Here is a 20,899-nt window from a genome sequence, read left to right as displayed (position 1 = left end):
ACCTGAAAAACCGAGTTGGAAGAACCTAAGGAAAAAACCATGGGAATGAAGAAACTTGTCCCCGCCCTGGCCGTGGCGGCCTCCCTCGTCCTCGCCGGCTGCGGCAGCAGCTCCGGGTCCGAGGGGCAGGCAGCGGCGGGGGACAGCTCAACGCTGAAGGTGGGCACCGTCGGCATTGGCTCCGACGCGGCGATCCGGATGGCCATCGACAAGGGCTGGTTCAAGGAAGAGGGCATCAACGTCGAAACCACCGTCGTGGCCAACCCGCCCGCCGGTGTTGCCGCCGCGCAGAGCGGACAGCTTGACCTGACCTACTCGCCGTCGATCCCGATGCTGAACGCACTGAGCCAGAACGTGCCGCTCAAGGTCATTGCCGCCGCCGACGGCTACGCCGACGACGCGCTGCAGAGCAAGGACCTCGGCAAGGTCGACGACACCGGCCTGTTCATTCCCAAGGGCAGCAGCATCACCAGCCCGAAGGACCTGGAGGGCAAGTCCGTCTCCGTCCCCGCCCGCAAGGCGCAGATGGAAGTAACCGTCGCCAAGGCAGTCAAGGAGGCCGGCGGCGACCCGGCCAAGGTCAACTGGATGGTGCTGGATCCGTCCTCGGCCCTGCAGTCGCTGGATTCCAAGCGCGTCGACGCCGCCACGCTGATCTCCCCGTTCACCGCACAGGCCGAAGGCAAGGGACACGAGCGCCTGGCGTCCCCCGGCATCGAGTTCTTCGAGCAGGGCGCGGTGGGCCTGTGGGTGGCCGGGGCCAAGGCCGTCGAGGAGAAGCCGGAGCAGATGGCCGCGTTCGCCCGGGTCATCCACAAGGCCAACGACTACGCCAACAACCACGTCGAGGAAGCCCAGGAAGTGGGCGCCGAGATCACCGGCGTGCCGCTGGAGACCGTCAAGGCCGGCGCCGAGACCTACTGGCCCACCGAGGTCCGGCTGGAAGACATCCAGCGGGTCAACAAGCAGCTGGTGGAACTGGGCTTCCTGGCGAAGGAAGTGCCGCTCGATGCGAGCCTGATCTTCACCGGGCAGTAGTCCGCTTCCGATGCGTTTGGAGCTGAACCCATGAACAGAAATCTGAGGCAACTGCTGGTAAGTGCCGGCGGTATTGCCGCAGCCCTGGCCCTGTGGCAGTTCATCGCCACCGGCCCGATGGCCGGCGGCCCGCTGCCTCCGGTCTCGGCTACCCTGGCCGAACTGGCCGGGCTGCTGGCCGACGGCGGATTCTGGACCGCGCTGGCCGACACCCTGGTCATCGCGCTGGCCGGGCTGGCCGCGGCGGCGGTGGCCGGTGTGGTCCTGGGCGTGCTGATCGGCAGCTTCGAGCCGGTCCGGTACGCCACCCTGGCGGTGCTGGAATTCCTCAAGCCGATCCCGCCGATCGTCATCCTGCCGCTGGTGGTGCTGGTCTTCGGCCCGACTACGGAAATGTCCTGGTTCCTGGTGTTCTTTGGCTGCGTGCTGCCGATCATCGTGCAGACGGTGGCCGGCGTGCACGACGCCGACCCGGTCACCCTGGACACGGCCCGCTCCTACGGCCTGGGCCGGACCGAAATCCTGGCCCGGGTCACCCTGCCCTCGGCCATGCCGTTCATCGGCACCGCCATGCGTGTCTCGGCCCCGGCCGCCCTGGTCATCACCGTGGTGGCCGGGCTGCTCGGCGGCGGCCCCGGCCTGGGCCGCAGCATCTACCAGGCCCAGGCCGGCGGCGACTATCCCACCCTGTACGCCTACGTCGTCGTGCTGGGCTTGCTGGGCCTGGCCTTCCAGGGCGCCAGCCAGCTGGCCGAGCGCCGCCTGCTCCATTGGCACGCGTCCTACCGTGAGGTGCTGACCCCATGAACCGTAAACTGATCAACTGGGGCCTCGGCATCGGCACGCCCCTGCTGCTGGTGGCCGCCTGGTGGGCGGTCTCGCAGAACTCGACCAACACCTTCTTCCCGCCGCTGGCCACCATCCTGGAACGCTTCCAGGCGCTGTGGCTGTTCGACCACTTCGGCTCGGACGTGCTGCTGAGCCTGCGCAATCTGGCCCTGGGCTACGCCCTGGCCACCGTCATCGGCGTCGGGTTGGGCTTCGTCACCGCCCTGGTGCCGGTGGTGCGCTGGGCGCTGGACCCGCTGATCCACTTCTTCCGCGGCATCCCGCCGGTGGCCCTGGTGCCGATCTTCATCTCGCTGATCGGCTTCGGCATCGAGATGCGCCTGGTCAGCATTATCCTCGCGGCGCTGTTCCCGACCTTGATCGCCACCGTGGACGGCATCCGCAGCGTGGACCCGTCGCTGAAGGATGTCAGCGCCGTCTACCGGCTGACCCGGACCGAGAAGCTGGCCCAGGTCTACCTGCCGGCCGCCGGGCCGCAGATCGCCGCCGGCATGCAGGTGTCCCTCCAGGTCGCGTTCATCGTGATGATCGCCTCCGAGATGCTCGGCGCTTCGCAGGGCATCGGCGCCATGACGCTGCTGGCCCAGCAAAGCTTTATGACCTCGGACATGTGGGCCGGGATCCTGCTGCTGGGCGTCATCGGCTTCGGCGCCAACATGCTCTTCGAACTGGCCAAGAACAAAGTCCTGGCCTGGTACGTCGGCTCCCGCCGGCTGGCGAAATCATGACCGCCAGCCCCGCCGCCAGCCCCAGGCCCGCACGGACGCACAGGAGGACCCCCGTGAACACCACCGACACCAACCCCGCCCTCAACCCCGCCGGCACCACCGACATGACTGCGGACAGCACCAGCGGCAACGCAGGCGGTGCGACCGCGCCGCCGCGGCTGGAAGTCACCGCCCTGTCCAAGACCTACGGCTCCGGCGCGAACGCCAAGTGCGTGATCGAGGACCTGACCTTCACGGTCAACACCGGCGAGGTCGTCTGCATCGTCGGCCCCTCCGGCGTCGGCAAGACCACCCTGCTCAAGTGCCTGGCCGGCCTGCAGCCGGCCACCTCCGGCACCGCCGCCATCGACGGGCGCACCATTGCCGGGCCGCCGCCGGAGATGGCACTGGTCTTCCAGGACTACAGCCGCTCGCTCATGCCCTGGCTCACCGTGCGCAAGAACGTGCGCCTGCCGCTGCGCCACCTGCACCTGCCCACACAGGAAATGAACCAGCGCATCGACACGGCACTGGAAGCCGTGGGCCTGGCCCACGCCGCGAACCAGTACCCCTGGCAGCTCTCCGGCGGCATGCAGCAGCGCGTGGCGATTGCCCGCGCGCTGGCCTACCGCCCGGAAATCCTGATCATGGACGAGCCCTTCGCCTCCGTGGACGCGCAGACCCGCTTCGAGCTCGAAGACCTGTGCCTGAAGATCCGCGAGGACTTCGGCATGACCATCCTGGTGGTCACCCACGACATCGACGAGGCCGTCTACCTCTCCGACCGCGTGGTGGTGCTCGGCTCCAAGCCGGCCCGGGTGCTCGACGTCATCGGCATCGACCTGCCCGCGCCCCGGGACCAGATCAGCACCCGCTCCCTGCCCGAATTCGCCGAGCAGCGCACCACCGTGCTGTCCATGATCCGGAAACCGGCATGAGCGCAGCAGCGAAGCGGCCCGATGTGACCGGCGCGAAGCGTCCCAATGTGACCGGCGCGAAGCGTCCCAATGTGCTGGTCTTCATCGCCGACCAACTGCGGGCCGACCACCTCGGCTTCGCCGGCAACACGGTCGTGCGCACCCCCAACCTGGACAGGCTCGCCGCCGGCAGCATGGTCTTCACCGAGGCCACGGTCACCAACCCGACCTGCATGCCCAACCGGGCCAGCCTGCTCACCGGCCGCTGGCCCTCGGCGCACGGCACCCGCTGCAACGGCATAACCATGGACCCGGACGCCGGCAACATGGTCAGGGCCCTCTCCTGCGGAGGCTACCTGACCACGGCAGTGGGCAAGCTGCACCACCAGAACATGGGCTGGGACTTCGAACCGGTCCAGCGCGCCGAAATCCAGGCCACCGACCCGCTGCTGCTGGACCCGCAGGCCGCCGACGCGCGCCTCCGCCTGCGCCCGGCAGGCTGGGACAAGTGGGAGGACAGCCAGGCCCACAACGAGCGGTTCATCCCGCTGCCGGCGGACTACTACGGCTACCGGCACGTGGACCTGGTGATCGGCCACGGCGACCGGCCCGGCGGGCACTACCTGCACTGGGCCCGCGAACGCGGCCTGGACCCGCTGGCCGTTGGCGGCGCCGCCAACGCCCCGCGGCGGCTGGACAGCTGGGACCAGGTCTACCAGAGCGCCATCCCCACGGAACTGCACCCGAGCAGCTACGTGGGCGAACGCGCCGTCGAACACCTGGCGGAGTTTGCCGGGGCCGAGGATCCGTTCTTCATGTTCGTCTCCTTCCCGGACCCGCACCACCCGTTCTCCCCGCCGGAAGGCTACGCGGACCTGTACTCGCCGGACGAGGTCCAGCTGCCCGTCGGCTTCTGGCAGGACCACGCCAAGTCCCCGCCGCACATCCGGCACATGTTAGAGCACCGCGGCGAACCCAACGAAGACCCGACCATGACCTTCGCCGCGGACGAGACCCAGTTCCGCCAGGCACTGGCCGCCCAGTACGGGCTGATCACCCTGATGGACGAGCAGATTGGCCGCGTCCTGGCCGCGCTCGAGGAGAACGGGCTGGCCGAGGACACCATCGTCATCTTCACCAGCGACCACGGGGACCTGTTCGGTGACCACGGGCTGATGCTCAAGCACTTCAGCCACTACCGCGCCGTGACCAATGTGCCGCTGACCGTCAAGGTTCCCGGCAAGCCGGCCGGCACCAGTGACGCGCTGGTCTCCACCGCCGACCTGGCCCCGACCCTGCTGGAACTGACCGGCACCCGGTTCTACCGCGGCATCCAGGGTGTTTCGCTGGTGCCGCTGCTGAAGGGGGAAGCGGACTCGGTCCGGGACGCCCTGATCATCGAGGAGGACCAGCCCTTCGGCCTGCCCGGCCTGCCCGGGCCCGTGCGCACCCGCTCGGTACTGACCAAGGAGGGCCGCCTGACCAGGTACTTCGGCACCGACATCACCGAACTGTACGACCACGTGCTGGACCGCGAGGAACTGAACAACGTGGCCGGCGAGCCGAAGTTCAAGGAACTTCAGGACTCGCTGACCGTGGCGATGCTCGAGGGCATGGCCGCGCTGGCGGACGAGGGGATCGCCCCGACTGCCGCAGCCTGACCGGCAGCACGACGGCGGCGGCCGGGTTTACCCGTGGGTACCCGGCCGCCGCGTTGCTGTTCCCCTTGATCATGCCGGGATTAAACTCAACCATGGACATCGCCAAGCTGGGGCCGGTGGCAACGATCCTGGGTGTTCTGGTCACCATCATTCTGTACTGGAAGGCCCACCCCAAGCGGCAGCTGACCTACAGGGTCAGCGGCGTCCCGCTGATGACCTCGGAGGTCCCGGGCCTGGACAAGCTCTCGGTCAAGTACGAAGGCCAGCCGCTCGACAAACCATACCTCGCCACGCTGACCCTGCGGTCGCTGGGGCGCGCAGACATCCCGACGTCGAGTTTTGACGGTGGCAATCCGATTCGCCTGGATTTAGGCACGTGGATTGTGGGGACCCTGGGTCCGGGGGAGGGCCACGCGGCACGCGGTACCAAAGTGAGGATCGAGGAGGGCCCGAAGCCCTCGGTCATCGAGATCGGTCCCTGCCAGCTCAAGCGCGACTTCTACCTGCGCCTGAGTTTCCTGTGCGACGGAGAGCCGGCGCCTGATCCGGAAAACAGCCTCAGCGACATTGCCATGGTGAATGTGGATGACATTTCGTCACGGCTGACCGCCCGGCGGGAGTGGTGGCAGCATGCCTTTGCTATCACCGCCATCCTGTTCCTGGGCAATTTGGCCCTGATTTATGCGTTCCTCATGCTGGGCATCTACTGGGGTTTTGACCAGAATTTCATGCTCCGGGTTGCAGTGATCCTGAACTATGTCATTCCCTTCACGGCGCTGGCCATGATCATTACCGGGGTGATGAGCTGGAGCGCCTTCTTCCGGCTCCGGCTTGTCAGCGCCCACGACAAAGTTCCTGAAGGGCTGCAGACGCTGAGCGTGGGGCAGCTGCAATAGCTAAGGCGCGCCGTCCCGAACCCGGCAGGCCCCTACCGATTCTTCCGGGTCTCCTTGTCATTGGCCTTGCGGATCGCCTCCACCAGTTCGTCCTTGCTCATCTTCGACCGGTTCGGCACCTCGAGCCGCTTGGCCAGGTCGTAAAGGTGCTGCTTCGAGGCGTTGGCATCGACGCCGCCGGCGGTCGGCCGGGAGGTGTCCTGCCCGCCCTTGGCCTGCTTGTCCGAGGGCCCGGCTTCTTCTTTGGGCTCCCAGTGGTCACCGACCTTCTCGTGCGTGTGCTTCAGCGCGCTGTAGCCCACCCGGTAGGCCCGGTCCTCCTCGCCGTAGCTCTCAAGCGCCGCATCGTGCGCCTTGGCGAAGGTGTCCTGCGCCTTCTTGCCGGACTTTTTCAAAGTGCTCGGCAGTTCGCTTTTCTTCGCGCTGCCACCCTTGTTGGTCTTCGGCACCGGGACCACGCTCCTTCCGGATCTGTCTGCCGTCGCAGGTTTCCGATGTCATTTCCAACCTCGCACGCTTGAAAGCCGAAGCCAAGGGGTAAAGGACCGTCATGAGCATCCGCCCCGCCACCCTGGCCTGGACCGCCGCTGCCGCTACGGCGACGGCGGTGGCCGGTTCGATTGCCACCGATCCGTCCAGCCGCTGGTACCGCAGCCTGCGCAAACCGGCCTGGCAGCCGCCGTCGGCGGCCTTCCCTGTTGTCTGGACTACGCTCTACGCGGATCTGGCAGCAGCCAGTGCAGCTGCCCTGGGTGGGCTGGAGGAGCAGTCGCGTGCCGCCGAGCGGCGCCGCTACCGCCGTGCGTTGGCCGCCAACCTGGTGCTCAATGCCGGCTGGAGCTGGCTGTTCTTCCGCTCCCGCCGGCCGTGGGTGGCTGCGGCGGAGTGCGCGGTGCTGGCTGCCAGCAGCGCGGACCTGGTCCGGCGCACCGCCAAGGTCTCGCCGCATGCGGGAGCTGCGCTGGCCCCGTATGCGCTGTGGTGCGGCTTCGCCACCGTGCTGACGACGGCGATCGCCCGGCTTAATTCCCGGCGCTGAACTCTACGCCGGCAGCCCGGCGGGCAGGAACACCGCCTGCCCGCCGGGTCCGTGCTAGGCGCGTTCGGGCAACAACTCCTCCGCGGCCGGCTCCCGGCGGAAACGGGCCGGCGACATGTACCCGATGTCGAAGTCCGTTTCGCCGCGCCCGGCGAGGTCGGCCAGGATCGAACCGATCACCGGGGAGATCTTGAAGCCGTAGCCGGTGAATCCGGCGGCCAGGATCTGCGTCGCGTCCGCATCCAGGGCGCCGAGCAGTGCCGTGCCGTCATCGGACCAGGCATCCATGTACATCTCTGCCCTGACTGGCGAGGAATCGATGCCAACCAGTTCCTGCGCCGCCACCGCCCGGACCCCGGCCAGGTCCTCGGCAGTGATATTGCGGTCCATGCACGAAGGCTCTTCGGCCCGGCCCCAGTCGAAGTCCCCGCCGAGCTTGATGAACGTGTTGTCGAACGAGGGCCCGCCGTAGGTGAATCCCAGCTCCGATTCCCGCACGAACGAGGGAAACGCCTCGGCCTGGAAGGCCGGGACCCGGGAAGCGTCATCCGGGGCGAACCAGGCCAGCAGCAGCCGCCGGGCCTTCAGCGGCAGGTCCGGGAGGAGTTCGCCCGCATAGGGGCCGGGACACACAATGAGCTTGTCCACGGCCACGGACTCCTGGCCGGTTTCGACCAGGATCTGTCCGTTCGCTTCCCGCCAGCCACGCACCCGGCTGGCCGTGCGGACCTGTGCCCCGTGCGCCACCGCGGTGCGCACCGCCGCCGCCACTGCCCATTCGGGCTTCAGCAGGCCCCCGTGGACATCCAGGACCGCCATCTCGCCGTCGCTGATCCGGAACTGCGGGAACCGGCCGCGCAGAGCATGCGCGTCGAGGATGTTCGCCTCGGTGCCGTCGCGCCCGGCGGCCAGGGCCGCGACGTTGCGCAGCCCCGGGTTGTCTTCGCGCCCGATGACCAGGCCGCCGTTCTGGAAGTAGACGTGGTGCCCGGATTCCTGCTCCAGCTGCTGCCACAGTCCCCGGGCGGCACGCAGTATCGCCCGGTCGCCCGGTGCCTTTTCCAGGTACGGCAGGCTGCGGAAGAGCCTGCTTTCCCCGGCGTGGGCGGAGCGATCGTTGGGGGACCAGTGCTGCTCGAAGCCGACGGCGGGGATGCCGCGGCGGGCCAGCTGCCACAGCGTCATGCTGCCGATGGCACCCAGACCGACGACGCCGACCCGGGGAGCGCTCATGAGGCCACCTCGGTCCGGTCCTGCATGCGGCGGGCCGTGCCGGCGGCTGCCGATTCGGCCAGGGACAGGTTCTTGGTTTCCGGTGCCCAGAGCGCGGAGACGATCACGCCGGCCAGGGAGACGGCCGCCAGCAGCAGCATGGTCACCTGGTTGCCGAGCCCGCCCAGGGCGATCGGCAGCATGAACGTGCTCACCGCCGAACCGATGCGGCTGACCGCCGTGGCAAAGCCGATGCCGGAGGAGCGGATCTCGGTGGGGAAGATTTCGCTCGGGTACACGTATTCCAGGTTGGACGCCGCACTGCCGATCAGGACGAACAAGGCAAAGGCGAGCAGCCCGATGGCCAGCGGCATGTAGTCGGCGAAGGAAACGACAGCCAGGGCCGCCGTCGTGGCCACGAACGTCCAGATGACGAATCCGCGGCGGCTGAACTTCTGCACCCCCAGGACGCCGGTGGCGGCGCCCAGGACCAGCATGCCGTTGACGAGCATGGAGGCGGCGAACTCATCCTCGACGCCCAGGGCGCCCAGGGCCTGGGGCAGGAAGATGGTCAGGGCGAACAGCGGGATGACCTGGCAGGCCCAGAAGACCCCGGCGAAAATGGCGCGGCTGCGGTACTCCGGGCTGAACAGGCGGCTAAAGTTCCGCTGGCCGCGGGTAACCGGTTCCAAGCCCTGCACCCCGTACTCCGGCCCGTAGAACCGGTGGACGATGGCCTCCGCTTCCGCGGTCCGGCCCTGGGTGATGAGCCAGCGGACAGACTCGGGGGAACCGATGCGCAGCAGCAGCACAGCGACCACCGGGACCGCGCTGGAGGCCAGGATCAGCTGCCACGATGCGCCGGCGTCGCGCATCAGGAACGACACCACGTAGGCGGCCACGAAGCCGAGGATCCAACCGGCATTGAGGCTGGCCAGCAGTGCGCCGCGCCCCTTGCGCGGGATGAGCTCCGACATCAGGGCGGCGCCGATGGCGTATTCGGCACCGATGGCGATGCCCATGATGAAACGCAGGATGGTCAGCTGGACCTCGTCGGTGACCACCAGGTGGGCGAGCGAACCGGCCAGCAGGAGCAGCAGGTCCGCGATCAGAAGCTTCTGCCGGCCGAAGCGGTCGGACAGGTAGCCGGCGGCCAGGCTGCCGAACAGGATGCCGAACAGGGACGCGGCGCCGATGGCCCCGATCCAGGCGTCGGACAGTCCCAGGGCGGGGGCCGCCAGGGTGAGGGCGACGCCGATGCCGCCCAGGATGAAGCCGTCGCAGAACATGCCTCCGACGGTGAACGTGGTCACCCGCCAGAGGAAAGGCGTCATGGGCGAATCTTCGATGTGGCGTGGTGCATGGGCCACGGTTTTCTCCCTTCGTGAGGAGCCGGCCGGCCTCGAACGGCCGGCGTGCAGGAACAAGGGGTCAGCAGGCCACGGAGAATTTGAGGACGTCTTCCTGGGTTTCCCATGTACCCGTGAAGCCCTGGGGGACATGGAGCATGTCGCCGGCTTCGAGGGTCCAGGACGTGCCGTCGGAGGCCGTGATCACGGCGCGGCCTTCGACCAGGTAGACGAATTCGTGGCTGTTGGGCCGGGCGTAGGGGACCGGCGGTTCCGCCTCGTGCCGCCACAGGCCGGCGCTGGCCAGGGCTGCGGCGGGGGCGGCAGCGGTCAGCCGGCTGGCGGCGCCGACGACGCGGTCCCCGGCTTCGAACGGTGCCCAGTTTCCGTCCGCTTCGGCGGCGCGGATGTGGACTACGCTTCCGGTATTTTCAATGACCGACAACACTGACCTCCGGTTCGATGGGTGGGAGCCGCTCTGGCTTTCCCTCCATCGTTCCAAGCAGGTTGCCGGGCCGTCTTGGACTGGGGTGACAAGTTATTGTCGGTTTGTGCCATTCAGGCCGGGCGCTTCCCGGCGCGGTAGTCCGACGGCGTGGTGCCGTACTGCTGGCGGAACAGCCGGCTGAACAGGGCCGGATCGGTGAAACCGGAACGGGCGGCCAGGCCTGCGACCGTCTGGTAGGCGTTGGCCGGGTCCAGCAGCGCGCGGCGGGCGTGTTCCAGCCGGCGGAGCCGGACCGCGGCGCTGACGGTCAGGCCCTCCTTGGTGAAGGCACGCTGGAGGCTGCGCAGCGACACATTGTGCACTGCCGCAAGCGTTTTGGCATCGAGCGTGTCATCGGCGATGTGCCCGTCCAGGTACCGCATCACCCGGCCGACCAGCCCGGCGGTTGGTTCCGTGCAGGCTCCCAGCCGGGAGTGTTCCTCGATGAGCACCGAGCCGATCAGGCGGACGGCTGCTTCGGACATTGGCGCCAGCGCGGAGGGATGGCAGTTGCCGATCTGCCCGGCAAGGTTGGCCAGGAAAGGTTTGGCCAGGGCGGCCGGCCCGTAATCGGAACAGAGGGTCCTGGCGGTCAGCTCCCGGACGGCAGCCGGGCCCAGTTCAACGGCATGGCGCGGGAGTTGTACGAGCAGGCAGGAGAAGGACTCGGTGAAAATCAGCGAACAGGGACGCGCCGCGTCATAAATGGCCATGTCGCCGGGCTGGAGCACGGTTTCGCGGCCGTCCTGGATGATCATCGAGGTGCCGTTCAGCTGCAGCGTGAACTTGTAGAACGGGGGAACGCCGCCCCGGGAAGGCTCCAGCGAATGCGCGCTGTGCGGATCGGCATCGATGCATGATATCCGCAGGTCCCCGATGCTGACCCCGCCCATCCGGGCCCTGAATTCCCGGTCCAGCAGCGAAGGATCGGCACTGCGGACGTCCATGGGCATGAAGGAGTTGCGGATTTTCACGGCCCATTCGTCCAGGTCCATCGGCCGCTGGCCCACCAGCAGGCCCGGTTCCAGCACGGTTGCTCCAGTCACCCGGGAACTCCTCACCCCTCGAACGGTGTACATACCTTACAGGGTTCAGGCAGTTCCCAACCGGTAGACCGGAACGAACTCCGGATCCGTGATGGCCGGCCGGAGCAGGCTGAACGGCTTGATATCGTGCCCGGTGCTGCCCGAGAGCATCAGGTCCGCCAGGATCTGCCCGATCAGGCTGGCGAACTTGCCCGCATGCCCGGCCCCGTTGAACACCGCCACATTCGGATGCTCCGGCAGGGCGTCCAGCACGAAGTCCCGGTCCGGGGCCATATCGTAGATGCAGGTCTTGTTCGCCAGGGCCGGCCCGGCGGCCCCGGGCAGATGTTTCTCCAGGAAGCCGCGCAGGATCGCCGCCTCGGTGTCATCGCCCTCGAACACCCGGTCCTCGCTGGCAATGAAATGCCCGCGCATGTCCCGGGCCAGCTTCACCCCGGCTTCGCCGTAGACCGGGAAGCCGTAGAGCACCTCGGTGTCGTGGTAGACCCAGATCGGGAACTTCTCCGGCGTGAACCGGGCCAGCTCGCGGGAGGCGAAGTAGCTGACCTGCTCCTGGGACAGCGCCAGCGTGAAGTTCAGGCCCAGGTCCGGCATCAGCTCGCCCAGCCAGGAGGCCGCGGCCACCACCAGATGGTCGGCGGTGAAGCGGCCGGCCGACGTCGCCACCTCCACAGTGCCGGCCCTGAGTGAGACGGACTCGACCTTGGTGTGCGGCCGGAACTCAACGCCCCGGGCCAGCGCCAGCGAGGTATGCGCGGAGACCGACCTGCGGATGTCCAGCAGGCCGCCGTCGGCCTGGAACATGCCGGTCACGTCGTCGTCGATCCGCCACTGCGGCCAAGCTTCGCGAATCTGGTCTGCGGTGAGCTTCTCGTAGGGGATCCCGACGGCGTCCATTGGCGCTTGGTAGCCGGCCAGCTCCGCCGCGCCCTTGCCGGGCGCGGCCAGGTCCAGGCCGCCGGTGGTAGTCACCAGCTTCAGCCCGGACTCGGCCTCGACCTGCTTCCAGGCCTCGAACATGGCAGGCGTCAGCTTCGTGTAGGCGGTGCTGTGGTAGGCATGCCGGATGATCCGTGAATGGTCCCCGGAGGAGCCAAAGGTGTTGACCAGGTCGAACTGCTCCAGCACCAGCACGCGCTCGGCGCCCCGGGCGGCGAGCCAGTAGGCGGTGGCCGAGCCGATGGCTCCGGCTCCGATGACAATGTGCGAATAGCCGCGGGGCATGGGGGACTCCTTCGAGGGATGTGGGTAGATCTATCTTCCCTTGTTGCCACAGCGGGTTCCGCAGTGGCATGGAGTACGCAAAATAATTCCCCGAACCCCTCGACCAGCATCCCTCCGAGGACTACCTTGACTTCAGGTTCTCCCGTCGTGCCCGGCAGCCGGACTGCCGCCGGCCACGACGGGTGGGAAAGAGGGGTCGCAGGGGTGCTGATTTCACTGGTGCGGGAACGGGCACCGGAGGAAACCCGGGTCGGCCTCGTTCCGGATGCCGTCGCCAAGCTGGCCGCCGCCGGGCACCGCGTCCTCGTGGAGCCGGGCGCGGGGGAGCGGGCGGACTTTGGTGACCCGGAGTATGTGCAGGCCGGCGCCGAACTGGCCGACGACGGACCCGAGCGTGCGGACCTGACCGTGTCCGTGCGGCCGCTGACCGGAGACACGGTGGCCAGGCTGCGGCGCGGCACGGCCACGGTGTCCTTCCTGCCCGCGGCCCAGTCGCTGGAGCTGGTCCGCCAACTGGCCGGCGCCGGCATCACCTCCTTCGCTCTGGAGCTGGTGCCGAGGATCTCGCGGGCGCAGGCCATGGATGCTATGTCCTCGCAGGCGCTCGTGGCCGGTTACCGCTGCGCGATTATCGCCGCGGACATGCTGCCGCGCATGTTCCCGCTGAACATGACGGCCGCCGGCACGCTGCAGCCGGCCCAGGTCCTCGTCCTCGGTGCCGGCGTCGCCGGCCTGCAGGCCATCGCCACCTGCCGGCGCCTGGGTGCCGTCGTCCGGGCCTACGACGTGCGGGCGGCGGCCGCCGAGGAAATCGCCTCCGTTGGCGGAAAGCCCATTGAGCTCGACCTGGAAACCCTGGAGGGCAGCGGCGGGTATGCGCGGGAGATGACGGCGGATCGGGCACGCCGGCAGCAGGAACTGCTCGAGCCGTACATTGCCGCCGCGGACGTGCTGATCACCACGGCGGCGGTCCCCGGCCGGCAGGCCCCGCGGCTGGTCACCGCGGACAACGTCCGCCGGATGAAGGCCGGCTCTGTCGTGATCGACCTCGCGGCCGAAACCGGCGGCAACGTGGAAGGTTCCGTGCCCGGGGAAACCGTCAGGATCGGCCGGGCCCGGGTCTGGGGCGGCCGGAACGTTCCGGGCCAGCTGCCCGGCCCGGCCAGCCGGCTGCTGGCCCAGAACATCGTGAACCTGCTCGGCCTGCTGACCGGCCCCGAGGGCAGGTTCAGCGCCGACTTCGCGGACGAGATCGTCGCGGGCGCCTGCGTCACCCATGACGGGCAGGTCCGCCATGAACCCACCAAGGCCCTCCTGCAGGGGCCCCTGGACGCCGAACGGCCCGCGTGATGGACGAGGCAATTATCTGGCTGACCATCCTGGCCCTGAGCATCTTCGTGGGCATCGAGGTCATCTCGAAGGTCTCCTCCACGCTGCACACACCGCTGATGTCCGGGACCAACGCCATCCACGGCATCATCCTGATCGGCGCCATCTTCGTGGCCGGGACCGCGGATTCAGCGCCGGTACTGGTCATGGGCCTGGCCGCCACCGTGCTCGCCGCGGTCAACCTCGTGGGCGGCTTCGTGGTCACCGACCGGATGCTCAAAATGTTCTCCGCCCCAAATAAGAAGACGCCCGGGAAAGCACCGGCGAAGAAGGACGGTGCCGCGTGATCCCGGTCTGGGTGCAGGCGGCGTACCTGTTCGCGGCGGTCTGCTTCATCCTCGCGCTGAAAGGGCTCTCCTCGCCGAAGACGGCGCGGCGCGGGAACCTGCTCGGCGCCGCAGCGGCGGTCGTGGCCACCGCCGCCGTCTTCTTCGAGCGTCCCCTTGGCAACATCGTGCCCATTCTCGCCGCGGTCGGCGTCGGCACCGTGCTGGGCGCCGTGGGGGCCCGGCGCGTGCAGATGACGCAAATGCCCCAACTCGTCGCGCTGTTCAACGGCGTCGGCGGCGCGGCCGCCGCGATCGTCGCCGTCGTCGAACTGCACGGACTCTCCGGAACCCACAGTTCCGCGGTGGTGACGGCGGCAGCGGCGGCATTCACCGCCGTCGTCGGCGGGGTCAGCTTCGCCGGTTCCGTGGTTACCTTCGCCAAACTGCAGGGACTGATGACCACCCGGCCGGTGGTCTTCCCCGGCCTGCCGGTGCTGTTCGGGGCCGCGGTGCTGGCCGCCGTCGCCATTGCCGTGATGACGGCGGCCGGCCCGGGCCTGCTGCCGGGCACCATCCTGGCCGCACTCGGACTGCTGGCCGGCGTGCTGCTGGTGCTGCCCGTCGGGGGAGCCGACGTACCGATCGTCATCTCCCTGCTGAATGCCTTCACCGGGCTGACCGTCGCGGCCGGCGGGTACGTCCTGGGCAACGTCCTGCTGCTGATCGCCGGCACCCTGGTCGGCGCCTCCGGCACGCTGCTGACCGTGATGATGGCCCGGGGCATGGGGCGGTCGGTGCTGAATACGCTGTTCGGAGCCCTTAAGGGTGGCTCGACGCTCGGGGCCGGCACCGCCAGCGACCGCCCGGTGCGCTCGGCCACCCCCGAGGACGTCGCCATCATGCTCGGCTACGCCAGCCGGGTCATCATCGTCCCGGGCTACGGCCTGGCGGTGGCCCAGGCCCAGCACGCCCTGCGCGAACTGGCCGACGTGCTCACCGACCGCGGCGTCGAAGTGGCCTATGCCATCCATCCGGTGGCCGGGCGCATGCCCGGGCACATGAACGTCCTGCTGGCCGAGGCACAGGTCCCGTACGAGCAGCTGGTGGAGATGGACGAGATCAACCCCCGGTTCAAGCACACCGACGTGGTGCTGGTGGTCGGCGCGAACGACGTGGTGAACCCGGCCGCGAAGACGACCCCGGGCGCCCCGATCTACGGCATGCCGATCCTGCGGGCGGACGAGGCCCAGCAGATCGTCTTCATGAAGCGGTCCATGCGGCCGGGCTTTGCCGGGATCGAAAACGAGCTGCTGTACGACCCGAAGACCACGCTGCTCTTCGGCGACGCGAAGGAGACCATGGACAAGCTGCTCAGCGCGGTGAAGGCGCTGTGAGCCGGGCTGCCATCGACGGACGGCAGGGCCCGGTCAGCCCAGCCGGAAGACCGGGACTCGTCCTTGACATCATTGCCGCATGTGCACTCGGCGTCGCCGGAGTCGAACTGGGCATCAGGAAGCGACATAGGTTGCTGACGAGGTCTGTTGCATCTGTTGCCGACTCATGCAGGGAATGACCCGGTTGCAGGCCGGAGTGCACGTGTGGAGTGAGCTAGGGAACTAACCCGGCGCTGATCAGGCAGAATTTCTCCAACCGGCGGATTGCTGCAACCAGAGGACAAGAAACAGCTCTTGCTTACGAGGAAGGCGGTCTGTCGGGCGCAGACGGCCTTCCCGTACCTCCGGCGGCAGCGGAACCAGTAGAGTGCCGCCATGGAAAGCACGCTCGTGGGCTGGTCCGATTTCAACGTCGCCGTCGCGGGCGCCGGCGCGGCGCTGGCAGGCCTGCTGATCGTGGCGATGTCGGTCAACATCGTCGAGATCCTCAAAACGGTGACGCTGCCGGTGCGTGCTGGCTCCTCGATCGGGGCGCTTGTGCTGGCCGTTGCGGCTTCCTGCCTGGCGCTGATTCCGGGCCAGCCGGTGTGGTTGCTGGGTATGGCAGTGCTGGTCGGGGTGGCGGTCGTCTGGTTGATCGAGGTGTTTGCCGCCCGTGCGATCCTGCGTGAGGAAGGACAGCGCCCCGCCTTCCGGGCGATCAAGATCCTGACAGGGTCCTTGCCGCCCGCAGCGTTCACGGTTGGCGCGGTGCTGCTTGTAACAGGGGCAGGCGGCGGGTATGTCTGGGTGGCAGCTGGCAGTGTGCTGTCCATTATCAGTGCCGTGATGTTTTCCTGGATCGCGCTGGTGGAGATCCTGCGTTGATGGGGCAGCCCGCTCGGGCACATTCGATCATGGCGCAGTACGGATAGCGCATGAAGCGCCAAGGTGTCCGGCGCCGGCTCCCGAAGTGACGTGAAGCAAGCTATTCGCTCAGTAGGTATACTGGTCTACCTACTGAGCGTTAGGAGCCTTCGATGAGTGCACCGGGAAGTCCAGTGGCCCGGAAGCGGCCGGCCCGCGAGCTGCTGCTGGAGGCTGCCGCACGCCTGTTCTACTCCGACGGCGTGGTGGCGACGGGAATCGACACCATCACGTCCACGGCCGGCGTGGCCAAGAAGAGCCTCTACAACAACTTCGCCTCCAAGGCCGAGCTCGTGGCAGCGTATCTCGAGGCCCGGCACGAGGAGTGGCTCGGCCTCTACCGGGCCCGCGTTGCGGCTGCGGCCACACCGCAGGAGCGGATCCTGGCCATCTTCGATGCCTACATCGACCACGCTGCCCTTGCGTATGACCACGGGTTCAGGGGCTGCGGGCTGCTTAATGCCGCGGCGGAACTGCCGGCGGGTGATCCGGGCAGGCTGGCTGTGCGGCGGCACAAGGAAGAGGTCGAGGGCCTCCTGGCCGGGCATCTGGCGGAACTGCTGCCGGGGCAGGACGAACGTGCCGGCGAGCTTGGGCGGCATCTGGCGTTCCTGCTCGAAGGTTCCATGGCACGGGCCGGCCTCGAGGGCGGCGACAAATGCCTCCAGGACGGACGGCGGATCGCCGCCCGGCTGCTGGAGGAGCTGTGAGCACTGCACTTGAACGCGTGAACGGACCCGTCCTGGGTGCCTTGTTCGTCGTGGCAGCGTCGGTGCTGTGGGGCACCACGGGAACCGCTGCCACCTTTGCCCCGGCCGTCAGCCCGCTGGCCATCGGAGCCGTGGCCATGGGCCTGGGCGGAATCCTCCAGGCCCTGTCCGCGGCGCGGCCGATCGCGGACTTTTCCGCACCCCTGCGAGGCCAATGGCCGCTGGTGGCTGTGGGAGCGGCAGCAGTTGCGGCGTATCCGCTGGCTTTCTACACCTCCATGCACCTTGCCGGCGTGGCGGTCGGCACGGTGGTCTCGATCGGGTCGGCCCCGCTGGCGTCGGTGGTGATCGAGCGCGTTGCGGACAATAGGAAGTTCACCCGTCGGTGGATGCTTGGCGCGCTGGTCGGTCTGGCCGGCGCCGGGCTCTTGTGCTTCGCCGGCGAGGGGCAGGAGGGTCCGGAGGCCGCAGGTTCGGCGGCCATGCCGCTGGGCATCGCCCTCGGCCTCATTGCAGGCACCACCTATGCCCTCTATTCCTGGGCTGCCCACCGGCTGATCGGCAGCGGCGTGCCCTCCCGGGCCGCCATGGGTGCCGTCTTCGGACTGGGCGGGCTGCTGCTGATGCCCGTCCTCGCCATCACCGGCGGACCGCTGCTGGACTCCTGGCAGAATTTCACGGTGGGAGCGTACATGGCGCTCGTGCCGATGTTCGCCGGGTACCTGCTGTTCGGGTGGGGCCTGGCCCGTGTCCGCGCGAGCACCGCGACAGGCCTTTCCCTCGTGGAAACCGTTGTCGCCGCCGTCCTGGCAGTTCTCGTCGTGGGCGAACGGCTGCCGGCAGCGGGCTGGCTGGGGGCCGCGCTCGTGGTGGGCAGCCTGTTCGTCCTGACCCCTCGCGCCCCCACCGGTTCCTAGCCGCTTGTGAGATGCAGGCCTAGTTGGAAGAAACGCACCCTAGTTGGAAGACTCCAGCTGGGCTGACAAGCGGGGGCTGATGTGGGGCCTAAAGCAGATGGACAACCAAGTTCGTCTTCTGGACGACACAGGTGCTTCTTACCGACTTGATCAACACGGCCTAGCCGGACGCGTCGTCGAGGAAGGTGACCTGGATTCCGAGCGAGCCGAACATGCCGGTCAGCATGGCCTTGGTATTCTCGGCAGCCCTCTTCTGTAGCTCCGACTCCTCCGCGGCTGCGGTCATCTTCGTTTCGGCGAGTCGGTAGAACTGCGCCTGCTGGGGCGTCTCGATCGCGTCGGCGATCCGGTCGAGCACCCCGCGGTCCTGCATGAACACATAGGACCGGTCGTGGTCGAGGTTGGGCTTGTCGAGCTGCGGCTCGGGCAGCCGTACCGTCGCCGACTTGCCGTCCGCGGACAGCTTCAAGTCCTTCTCGGCGAGACCTGACAGATCGACATAGGCGTTGACGGTGCCTGCCGCGACAAACAGCGTCCGACGTCCGGCGATGATGTCGGGCATCCACGCGATGTCGTCGTCTTCTCGGTCGAGCACCACCTGAAAGTTGCCGACCGCGGCGTGGTACTGGCTGATGTCCTTGATCGACGTCAGCAGCGCGGGCTGGCTCCGGTCTGTCTGGCGCGACTGGAACGGGCTGAACCCAAACGTGTTCGCTGCACCGAGCACGGCCAGCGCCACGAGCGCGCCAACCACCACGAACGCGATGCGCTTGAAAAGCTTGACGATCATTGGCCCCTTCTAGCCCTTGAAACGCCCTGGGGCCGTTCCTATCGATTTGCCTGTCCGACGGGTGCCGGGTGGGCTGATTCAGCCTCAGTGTAGCGCCTGTGCTCGACTCGACCGGCGTGCGCATGCCGAGTTCGCCGTACGGCCAGCGTCGGCGGAAACTTGACCCGCTAATCAAAACGCCCTAATCGGCCTACGAGTAGGCGGACGAATCTACGGTCACTGGCTTCGAGTGTTCGCCCACTCCGTGGCACGGTGGAGTGGGATTTCTTCCAACTAGGCCTGCATCTCACGCCGCTGCCGCAGACTGCCTCCGGATTGTCGGCAGGACGCCGTAGCATTCAATGTGAGGCGCCGGGTGCCCGGCGCCACCGGAGGACCGCATGGGCGTGATGAATGACCTGCTGGGACCGGAAGCCGTTGACGGCTTGCGGACCTCGCTTTTGCGCGTCACCGGCCGTCCGGCCTGGCCCGCGCTCGCCGCGGCGGAAGCCAAGCTCGAACCTTTGGCAATCCGTGCCCGGGCCGGCCTGCTGGCCGAAGCCCTAACGGCGGATCTGGGAACCGGCTACGACGGCGCAGCAGCGGTTTTCCGCGCCGCCCTGGCCGACGAAGCCTTCACCGGATGGATGATCTGGCCGGTCAGCGAGGCAGCCGTGGACCTCGCGCTCCGGGACGGCAGCACCCGGGCCTTCGACGACGTGCTGGCCCTGCTGGCCGAACTGACCCCGCGGCTCACCGCCGAATTCGCCATCCGCCGCCTGCTCATCCAGGACCTGGACCGGGCGCTGGCGGCAGCCCGGGACTGGACGGCGCACCCGGACGAACACGTCCGCCGCCTGGCCAGCGAAGGGACCAGGCCGTACTTGCCCTGGGCCATCCGCGTTCCGGAGATCATCGCCCGGCCGGACTCGACCTTCCCGATCCTCGATGCCCTGCACACGGATCCGAGCCAGTTGGTCCGGCGCTCCGTGGCCAACCACCTCAACGACCTTGCGCGCCACGCCCCCGGCGAGGTGGTGTCGGCGGCGGCTCGCTGGATGGAAGACCCGGACGACGGCGCGGCGTGGGTGGTGCGGCACGGGCTGCGCACCCTGGTCAAGAAGGCCCATCCGGGCGCGCTCGCCCTGCTAGGGTTTTCCAACGGCTCGGTCTCCGTATCGGCCCCGGAGCTGGACCGGAGCGTGGTCGAGCTGCCCGGGGAGCTGGAGTTCGCCGTCGAGGTCACCAACGGCTCGGAGCACACGGCACGGGTGGCCGTCGACTATCTGGTCCACTACGTCAAGGCCAACGGCGCGCTCGCCCCGAAAGTCTTCAAGCTCGCCGTCGCGGACCTGGAGCCGGGACAGACCCGCCGGTTCCGCAAGTCCCACGCCTTCCGCCCGATGACCACGCGGGTGCACTACCCGGGCCGGCACGCCCTGCAGGTACAGGTCAACGGGGTGCTATCGCCGAGTGCCGGGTTCGACGTCGTCCAATAGCCGGTACAGACCGAACGGGAGGTCAGACTCATGGGAAAGCTGCTGGTCCAGCAGATCGTCAGCATGGACGGATTCGCCGCAGCACCGGACGGCAGCCTGGACTTCTTCGGGCGGGTCAAGGACTGGCACGCCATCAATGACGCGAACCGCCGGCTGCTTGAGGACTGTTCGGCCATCCTGCTCGGCCGGGTCACCTACGGAATGTTCAGCGACTACTGGCCCAAGGCGGACCCGCAGGAGGAATCCGTGGCCGGGCCCATCAACCGGCTGCCCAAGTACGTGGTGTCCTCGACCCTGGAGAAGGCCCCGTGGGGAGACGACGGCGAGGCCCGGATCATTTCCGGCGACGCCGCGGGGATCCGCAGCCTTCTGGAGCGCGAACCCGGCAACGTGATCGTCTGGGGCAGCCTGCAGCTGACCGACCTGCTGTTCCGCGAACGGCTGGTGGACGAGCTGCAGCTGCACGTGGTGCCGGCGGCCATCGGCGCCGGTCTGGCAGCCTGCCCGCCGGCCGCAGCCCAAGTGCGGTTCAGCCTGGTCAGTTCAGAACAGCTGGCGCCGGACATGCTGGCCACCCGGTATGCCGTGGAGTGAACGCCGGAAAGCGAAGATGCCCCGGCT

The 20,899-nt window shown here is 68.2% G+C and carries 22 protein-coding genes; 15 read left to right on the top strand and 7 right to left on the bottom strand.

Translation table 11 applies throughout. From position 1 onward, the window contains the following. Positions 1–39 precede the first annotated feature (39 nt). The 6 genes from HGG74_RS06785 to HGG74_RS06760 all read left to right on the top strand — a co-directional run bounded on the left by HGG74_RS06785 (position 40) and on the right by HGG74_RS06760 (position 6,068). Positions 40–1,038 (top strand): ABC transporter substrate-binding protein, encoded by a 999-nt coding sequence (locus tag HGG74_RS06785; RefSeq protein ID WP_246262704.1) that lies wholly within the window; start codon positions 40–42, stop codon positions 1,036–1,038. A 30-nt stretch (positions 1,039–1,068) separates the two neighbouring features. Then, on the top strand, positions 1,069–1,845 hold the full coding sequence (locus HGG74_RS06780; RefSeq protein WP_168485593.1) for an ABC transporter permease: 777 nt from the start codon (positions 1,069–1,071) through the stop codon (positions 1,843–1,845). Continuing rightward, the gene (locus HGG74_RS06775) at positions 1,842–2,615 is read left to right on the top strand and encodes an ABC transporter permease (RefSeq protein WP_168485592.1); all 774 of its coding nucleotides are present in this window, start codon (positions 1,842–1,844) and stop codon (positions 2,613–2,615) included. Before HGG74_RS06780 ends, HGG74_RS06775 begins: the two co-directional genes overlap by 4 nt. Positions 2,616–2,719: 104 nt before the next feature. Then, a complete protein-coding gene (locus tag HGG74_RS06770) occupies positions 2,720–3,532 on the top strand; it encodes an ABC transporter ATP-binding protein (RefSeq protein ID WP_168485655.1) in 813 nt (270 codons plus the stop codon). After that, complete coding sequence (locus HGG74_RS06765; RefSeq protein ID WP_168485591.1) at positions 3,529–5,172, top strand: sulfatase-like hydrolase/transferase; 1,644 nt, start codon at positions 3,529–3,531, stop codon at positions 5,170–5,172. Before HGG74_RS06770 ends, HGG74_RS06765 begins: the two co-directional genes overlap by 4 nt. Positions 5,173–5,264: 92 nt before the next feature. Then, positions 5,265–6,068 carry a hypothetical protein gene (locus HGG74_RS06760; protein WP_168485590.1) on the top strand — a complete coding sequence of 268 codons (804 nt, stop codon included), beginning with the start codon at positions 5,265–5,267 and terminating at the stop codon, positions 6,066–6,068. A 32-nt stretch (positions 6,069–6,100) separates the two neighbouring features. Here the strand turns inward: HGG74_RS06760 and HGG74_RS06755 are convergent, their stop codons facing one another. After that, entirely contained in the window at positions 6,101–6,517 is a 417-nt protein-coding gene (locus tag HGG74_RS06755; protein ID WP_168485589.1) for a ChaB family protein, read from the bottom strand. A gap of 101 nt (positions 6,518–6,618) precedes the next feature. Here HGG74_RS06755 and HGG74_RS06750 point away from each other — a divergent pair, with 101 nt between their 5' ends. Next, positions 6,619–7,107, top strand: coding sequence for a TspO/MBR family protein (locus tag HGG74_RS06750; protein WP_168485588.1), 489 nt, complete (start codon positions 6,619–6,621; stop codon positions 7,105–7,107). 54 nt (positions 7,108–7,161) lie between these two features. Here HGG74_RS06750 and HGG74_RS06745 read toward each other — a convergent pair whose 3' ends face one another. The 5 genes from HGG74_RS06745 to solA form a co-directional block, all read right to left on the bottom strand. Further along, positions 7,162–8,340 carry an FAD-dependent oxidoreductase gene (locus HGG74_RS06745; protein WP_168485587.1) on the bottom strand — a complete coding sequence of 393 codons (1,179 nt, stop codon included), beginning with the start codon at positions 8,338–8,340 and terminating at the stop codon, positions 7,162–7,164. Next, positions 8,337–9,653: an MFS transporter gene (locus HGG74_RS06740; RefSeq protein ID WP_168485586.1), complete on the bottom strand. Its 1,317-nt coding sequence runs from the start codon at positions 9,651–9,653 to the stop codon at positions 8,337–8,339. The genes HGG74_RS06745 and HGG74_RS06740 overlap by 4 nt, the downstream gene beginning before the upstream one ends. 97 nt (positions 9,654–9,750) lie before the next feature. After that, positions 9,751–10,113, bottom strand: coding sequence for a cupin domain-containing protein (locus HGG74_RS06735; protein WP_168485585.1), 363 nt, complete (start codon positions 10,111–10,113; stop codon positions 9,751–9,753). Positions 10,114–10,226: 113 nt separating this feature from the next. Continuing rightward, positions 10,227–11,201 carry an AraC-like ligand-binding domain-containing protein gene (locus HGG74_RS06730; protein WP_168485584.1) on the bottom strand — a complete coding sequence of 325 codons (975 nt, stop codon included), beginning with the start codon at positions 11,199–11,201 and terminating at the stop codon, positions 10,227–10,229. Between the two features lie 45 nt (positions 11,202–11,246). After that, positions 11,247–12,425 carry an N-methyl-L-tryptophan oxidase gene (gene solA / locus HGG74_RS06725; RefSeq protein WP_168485583.1) on the bottom strand — a complete coding sequence of 393 codons (1,179 nt, stop codon included), beginning with the start codon at positions 12,423–12,425 and terminating at the stop codon, positions 11,247–11,249. A 204-nt stretch (positions 12,426–12,629) separates the two neighbouring features. Between solA and HGG74_RS06720 the strand changes: the two genes are divergently transcribed. The 6 genes from HGG74_RS06720 (at position 12,630) to HGG74_RS06695 (ending at position 18,010) form a co-directional block, all read left to right on the top strand. Further along, on the top strand, positions 12,630–13,775 hold the full coding sequence (locus tag HGG74_RS06720) for an NAD(P) transhydrogenase subunit alpha (protein WP_168485582.1): 1,146 nt from the start codon (positions 12,630–12,632) through the stop codon (positions 13,773–13,775). Next, positions 13,775–14,101, top strand: coding sequence for an NAD(P) transhydrogenase subunit alpha part 2 (locus tag HGG74_RS06715; RefSeq protein WP_168485581.1), 327 nt, complete (start codon positions 13,775–13,777; stop codon positions 14,099–14,101). The genes HGG74_RS06720 and HGG74_RS06715 overlap by 1 nt, the downstream gene beginning before the upstream one ends. Beyond that, entirely contained in the window at positions 14,098–15,477 is a 1,380-nt protein-coding gene (locus tag HGG74_RS06710) for an NAD(P)(+) transhydrogenase (Re/Si-specific) subunit beta (RefSeq protein ID WP_168485580.1), read from the top strand. The genes HGG74_RS06715 and HGG74_RS06710 overlap by 4 nt, the downstream gene beginning before the upstream one ends. A 375-nt stretch (positions 15,478–15,852) precedes the next feature. Then, on the top strand, positions 15,853–16,344 hold the full coding sequence (locus tag HGG74_RS06705; RefSeq protein ID WP_168485579.1) for a hypothetical protein: 492 nt from the start codon (positions 15,853–15,855) through the stop codon (positions 16,342–16,344). A 152-nt stretch (positions 16,345–16,496) separates the two neighbouring features. Continuing rightward, entirely contained in the window at positions 16,497–17,093 is a 597-nt protein-coding gene (locus HGG74_RS06700; protein ID WP_168485578.1) for a TetR/AcrR family transcriptional regulator, read from the top strand. Beyond that, complete coding sequence (locus tag HGG74_RS06695) at positions 17,090–18,010, top strand: DMT family transporter (RefSeq protein ID WP_312856768.1); 921 nt, start codon at positions 17,090–17,092, stop codon at positions 18,008–18,010. The genes HGG74_RS06700 and HGG74_RS06695 overlap by 4 nt, the downstream gene beginning before the upstream one ends. Before the next feature lie 160 nt (positions 18,011–18,170). Here HGG74_RS06695 and HGG74_RS06690 read toward each other — a convergent pair whose 3' ends face one another. Continuing rightward, a complete protein-coding gene (locus tag HGG74_RS06690; protein ID WP_168485576.1) occupies positions 18,171–18,800 on the bottom strand; it encodes a DUF4230 domain-containing protein in 630 nt (209 codons plus the stop codon). 380 nt (positions 18,801–19,180) lie between these two features. On the opposite strand from HGG74_RS06690, the gene HGG74_RS06685 reads away from it, so the two are divergent. Both HGG74_RS06685 and HGG74_RS06680 read left to right on the top strand, forming a co-directional pair. Further along, positions 19,181–20,278: a DNA alkylation repair protein gene (locus tag HGG74_RS06685; protein WP_168485575.1), complete on the top strand. Its 1,098-nt coding sequence runs from the start codon at positions 19,181–19,183 to the stop codon at positions 20,276–20,278. A gap of 30 nt (positions 20,279–20,308) precedes the next feature. Further along, positions 20,309–20,872 (top strand): dihydrofolate reductase family protein, encoded by a 564-nt coding sequence (locus HGG74_RS06680; RefSeq protein ID WP_168485574.1) that lies wholly within the window; start codon positions 20,309–20,311, stop codon positions 20,870–20,872. Positions 20,873–20,899: the final 27 nt, after the last annotated feature.

Source organism: Arthrobacter mobilis, assembly GCF_012395835.1.
Classification (GTDB): domain Bacteria; phylum Actinomycetota; class Actinomycetes; order Actinomycetales; family Micrococcaceae; genus Crystallibacter; species Crystallibacter mobilis.
This window is presented reverse-complemented; position numbering and strand designations above follow the sequence as displayed.

Excerpts from the sequence above, each read along its gene's own strand:
- HGG74_RS06785 (WP_246262704.1), top strand. The coding sequence starts at position 40 with ATGGGAATGAAGAAACTTGTCCCCGCCCTGGCCGTGGCGGCCTCCCTC.
- HGG74_RS06780 (WP_168485593.1), top strand. The coding sequence starts at position 1,069 with ATGAACAGAAATCTGAGGCAACTGCTGGTAAGTGCCGGCGGTATTGCC.
- HGG74_RS06775 (WP_168485592.1), top strand. The coding sequence starts at position 1,842 with ATGAACCGTAAACTGATCAACTGGGGCCTCGGCATCGGCACGCCCCTG.
- HGG74_RS06770 (WP_168485655.1), top strand. The coding sequence starts at position 2,720 with ATGACTGCGGACAGCACCAGCGGCAACGCAGGCGGTGCGACCGCGCCG.
- HGG74_RS06765 (WP_168485591.1), top strand. The coding sequence starts at position 3,529 with ATGAGCGCAGCAGCGAAGCGGCCCGATGTGACCGGCGCGAAGCGTCCC.
- HGG74_RS06760 (WP_168485590.1), top strand. The coding sequence starts at position 5,265 with ATGGACATCGCCAAGCTGGGGCCGGTGGCAACGATCCTGGGTGTTCTG.
- HGG74_RS06750 (WP_168485588.1), top strand. The coding sequence starts at position 6,619 with ATGAGCATCCGCCCCGCCACCCTGGCCTGGACCGCCGCTGCCGCTACG.
- HGG74_RS06745 (WP_168485587.1), bottom strand. The coding sequence starts at position 8,340 with ATGAGCGCTCCCCGGGTCGGCGTCGTCGGTCTGGGTGCCATCGGCAGC.
- HGG74_RS06740 (WP_168485586.1), bottom strand. The coding sequence starts at position 9,653 with ATGACGCCTTTCCTCTGGCGGGTGACCACGTTCACCGTCGGAGGCATG.
- solA (WP_168485583.1), bottom strand. The coding sequence starts at position 12,425 with ATGCCCCGCGGCTATTCGCACATTGTCATCGGAGCCGGAGCCATCGGC.
- HGG74_RS06715 (WP_168485581.1), top strand. The coding sequence starts at position 13,775 with ATGGACGAGGCAATTATCTGGCTGACCATCCTGGCCCTGAGCATCTTC.
- HGG74_RS06705 (WP_168485579.1), top strand. The coding sequence starts at position 15,853 with ATGGAAAGCACGCTCGTGGGCTGGTCCGATTTCAACGTCGCCGTCGCG.
- HGG74_RS06700 (WP_168485578.1), top strand. The coding sequence starts at position 16,497 with ATGAGTGCACCGGGAAGTCCAGTGGCCCGGAAGCGGCCGGCCCGCGAG.
- HGG74_RS06690 (WP_168485576.1), bottom strand. The coding sequence starts at position 18,800 with ATGATCGTCAAGCTTTTCAAGCGCATCGCGTTCGTGGTGGTTGGCGCG.
- HGG74_RS06685 (WP_168485575.1), top strand. The coding sequence starts at position 19,181 with ATGGGCGTGATGAATGACCTGCTGGGACCGGAAGCCGTTGACGGCTTG.
- HGG74_RS06680 (WP_168485574.1), top strand. The coding sequence starts at position 20,309 with ATGGGAAAGCTGCTGGTCCAGCAGATCGTCAGCATGGACGGATTCGCC.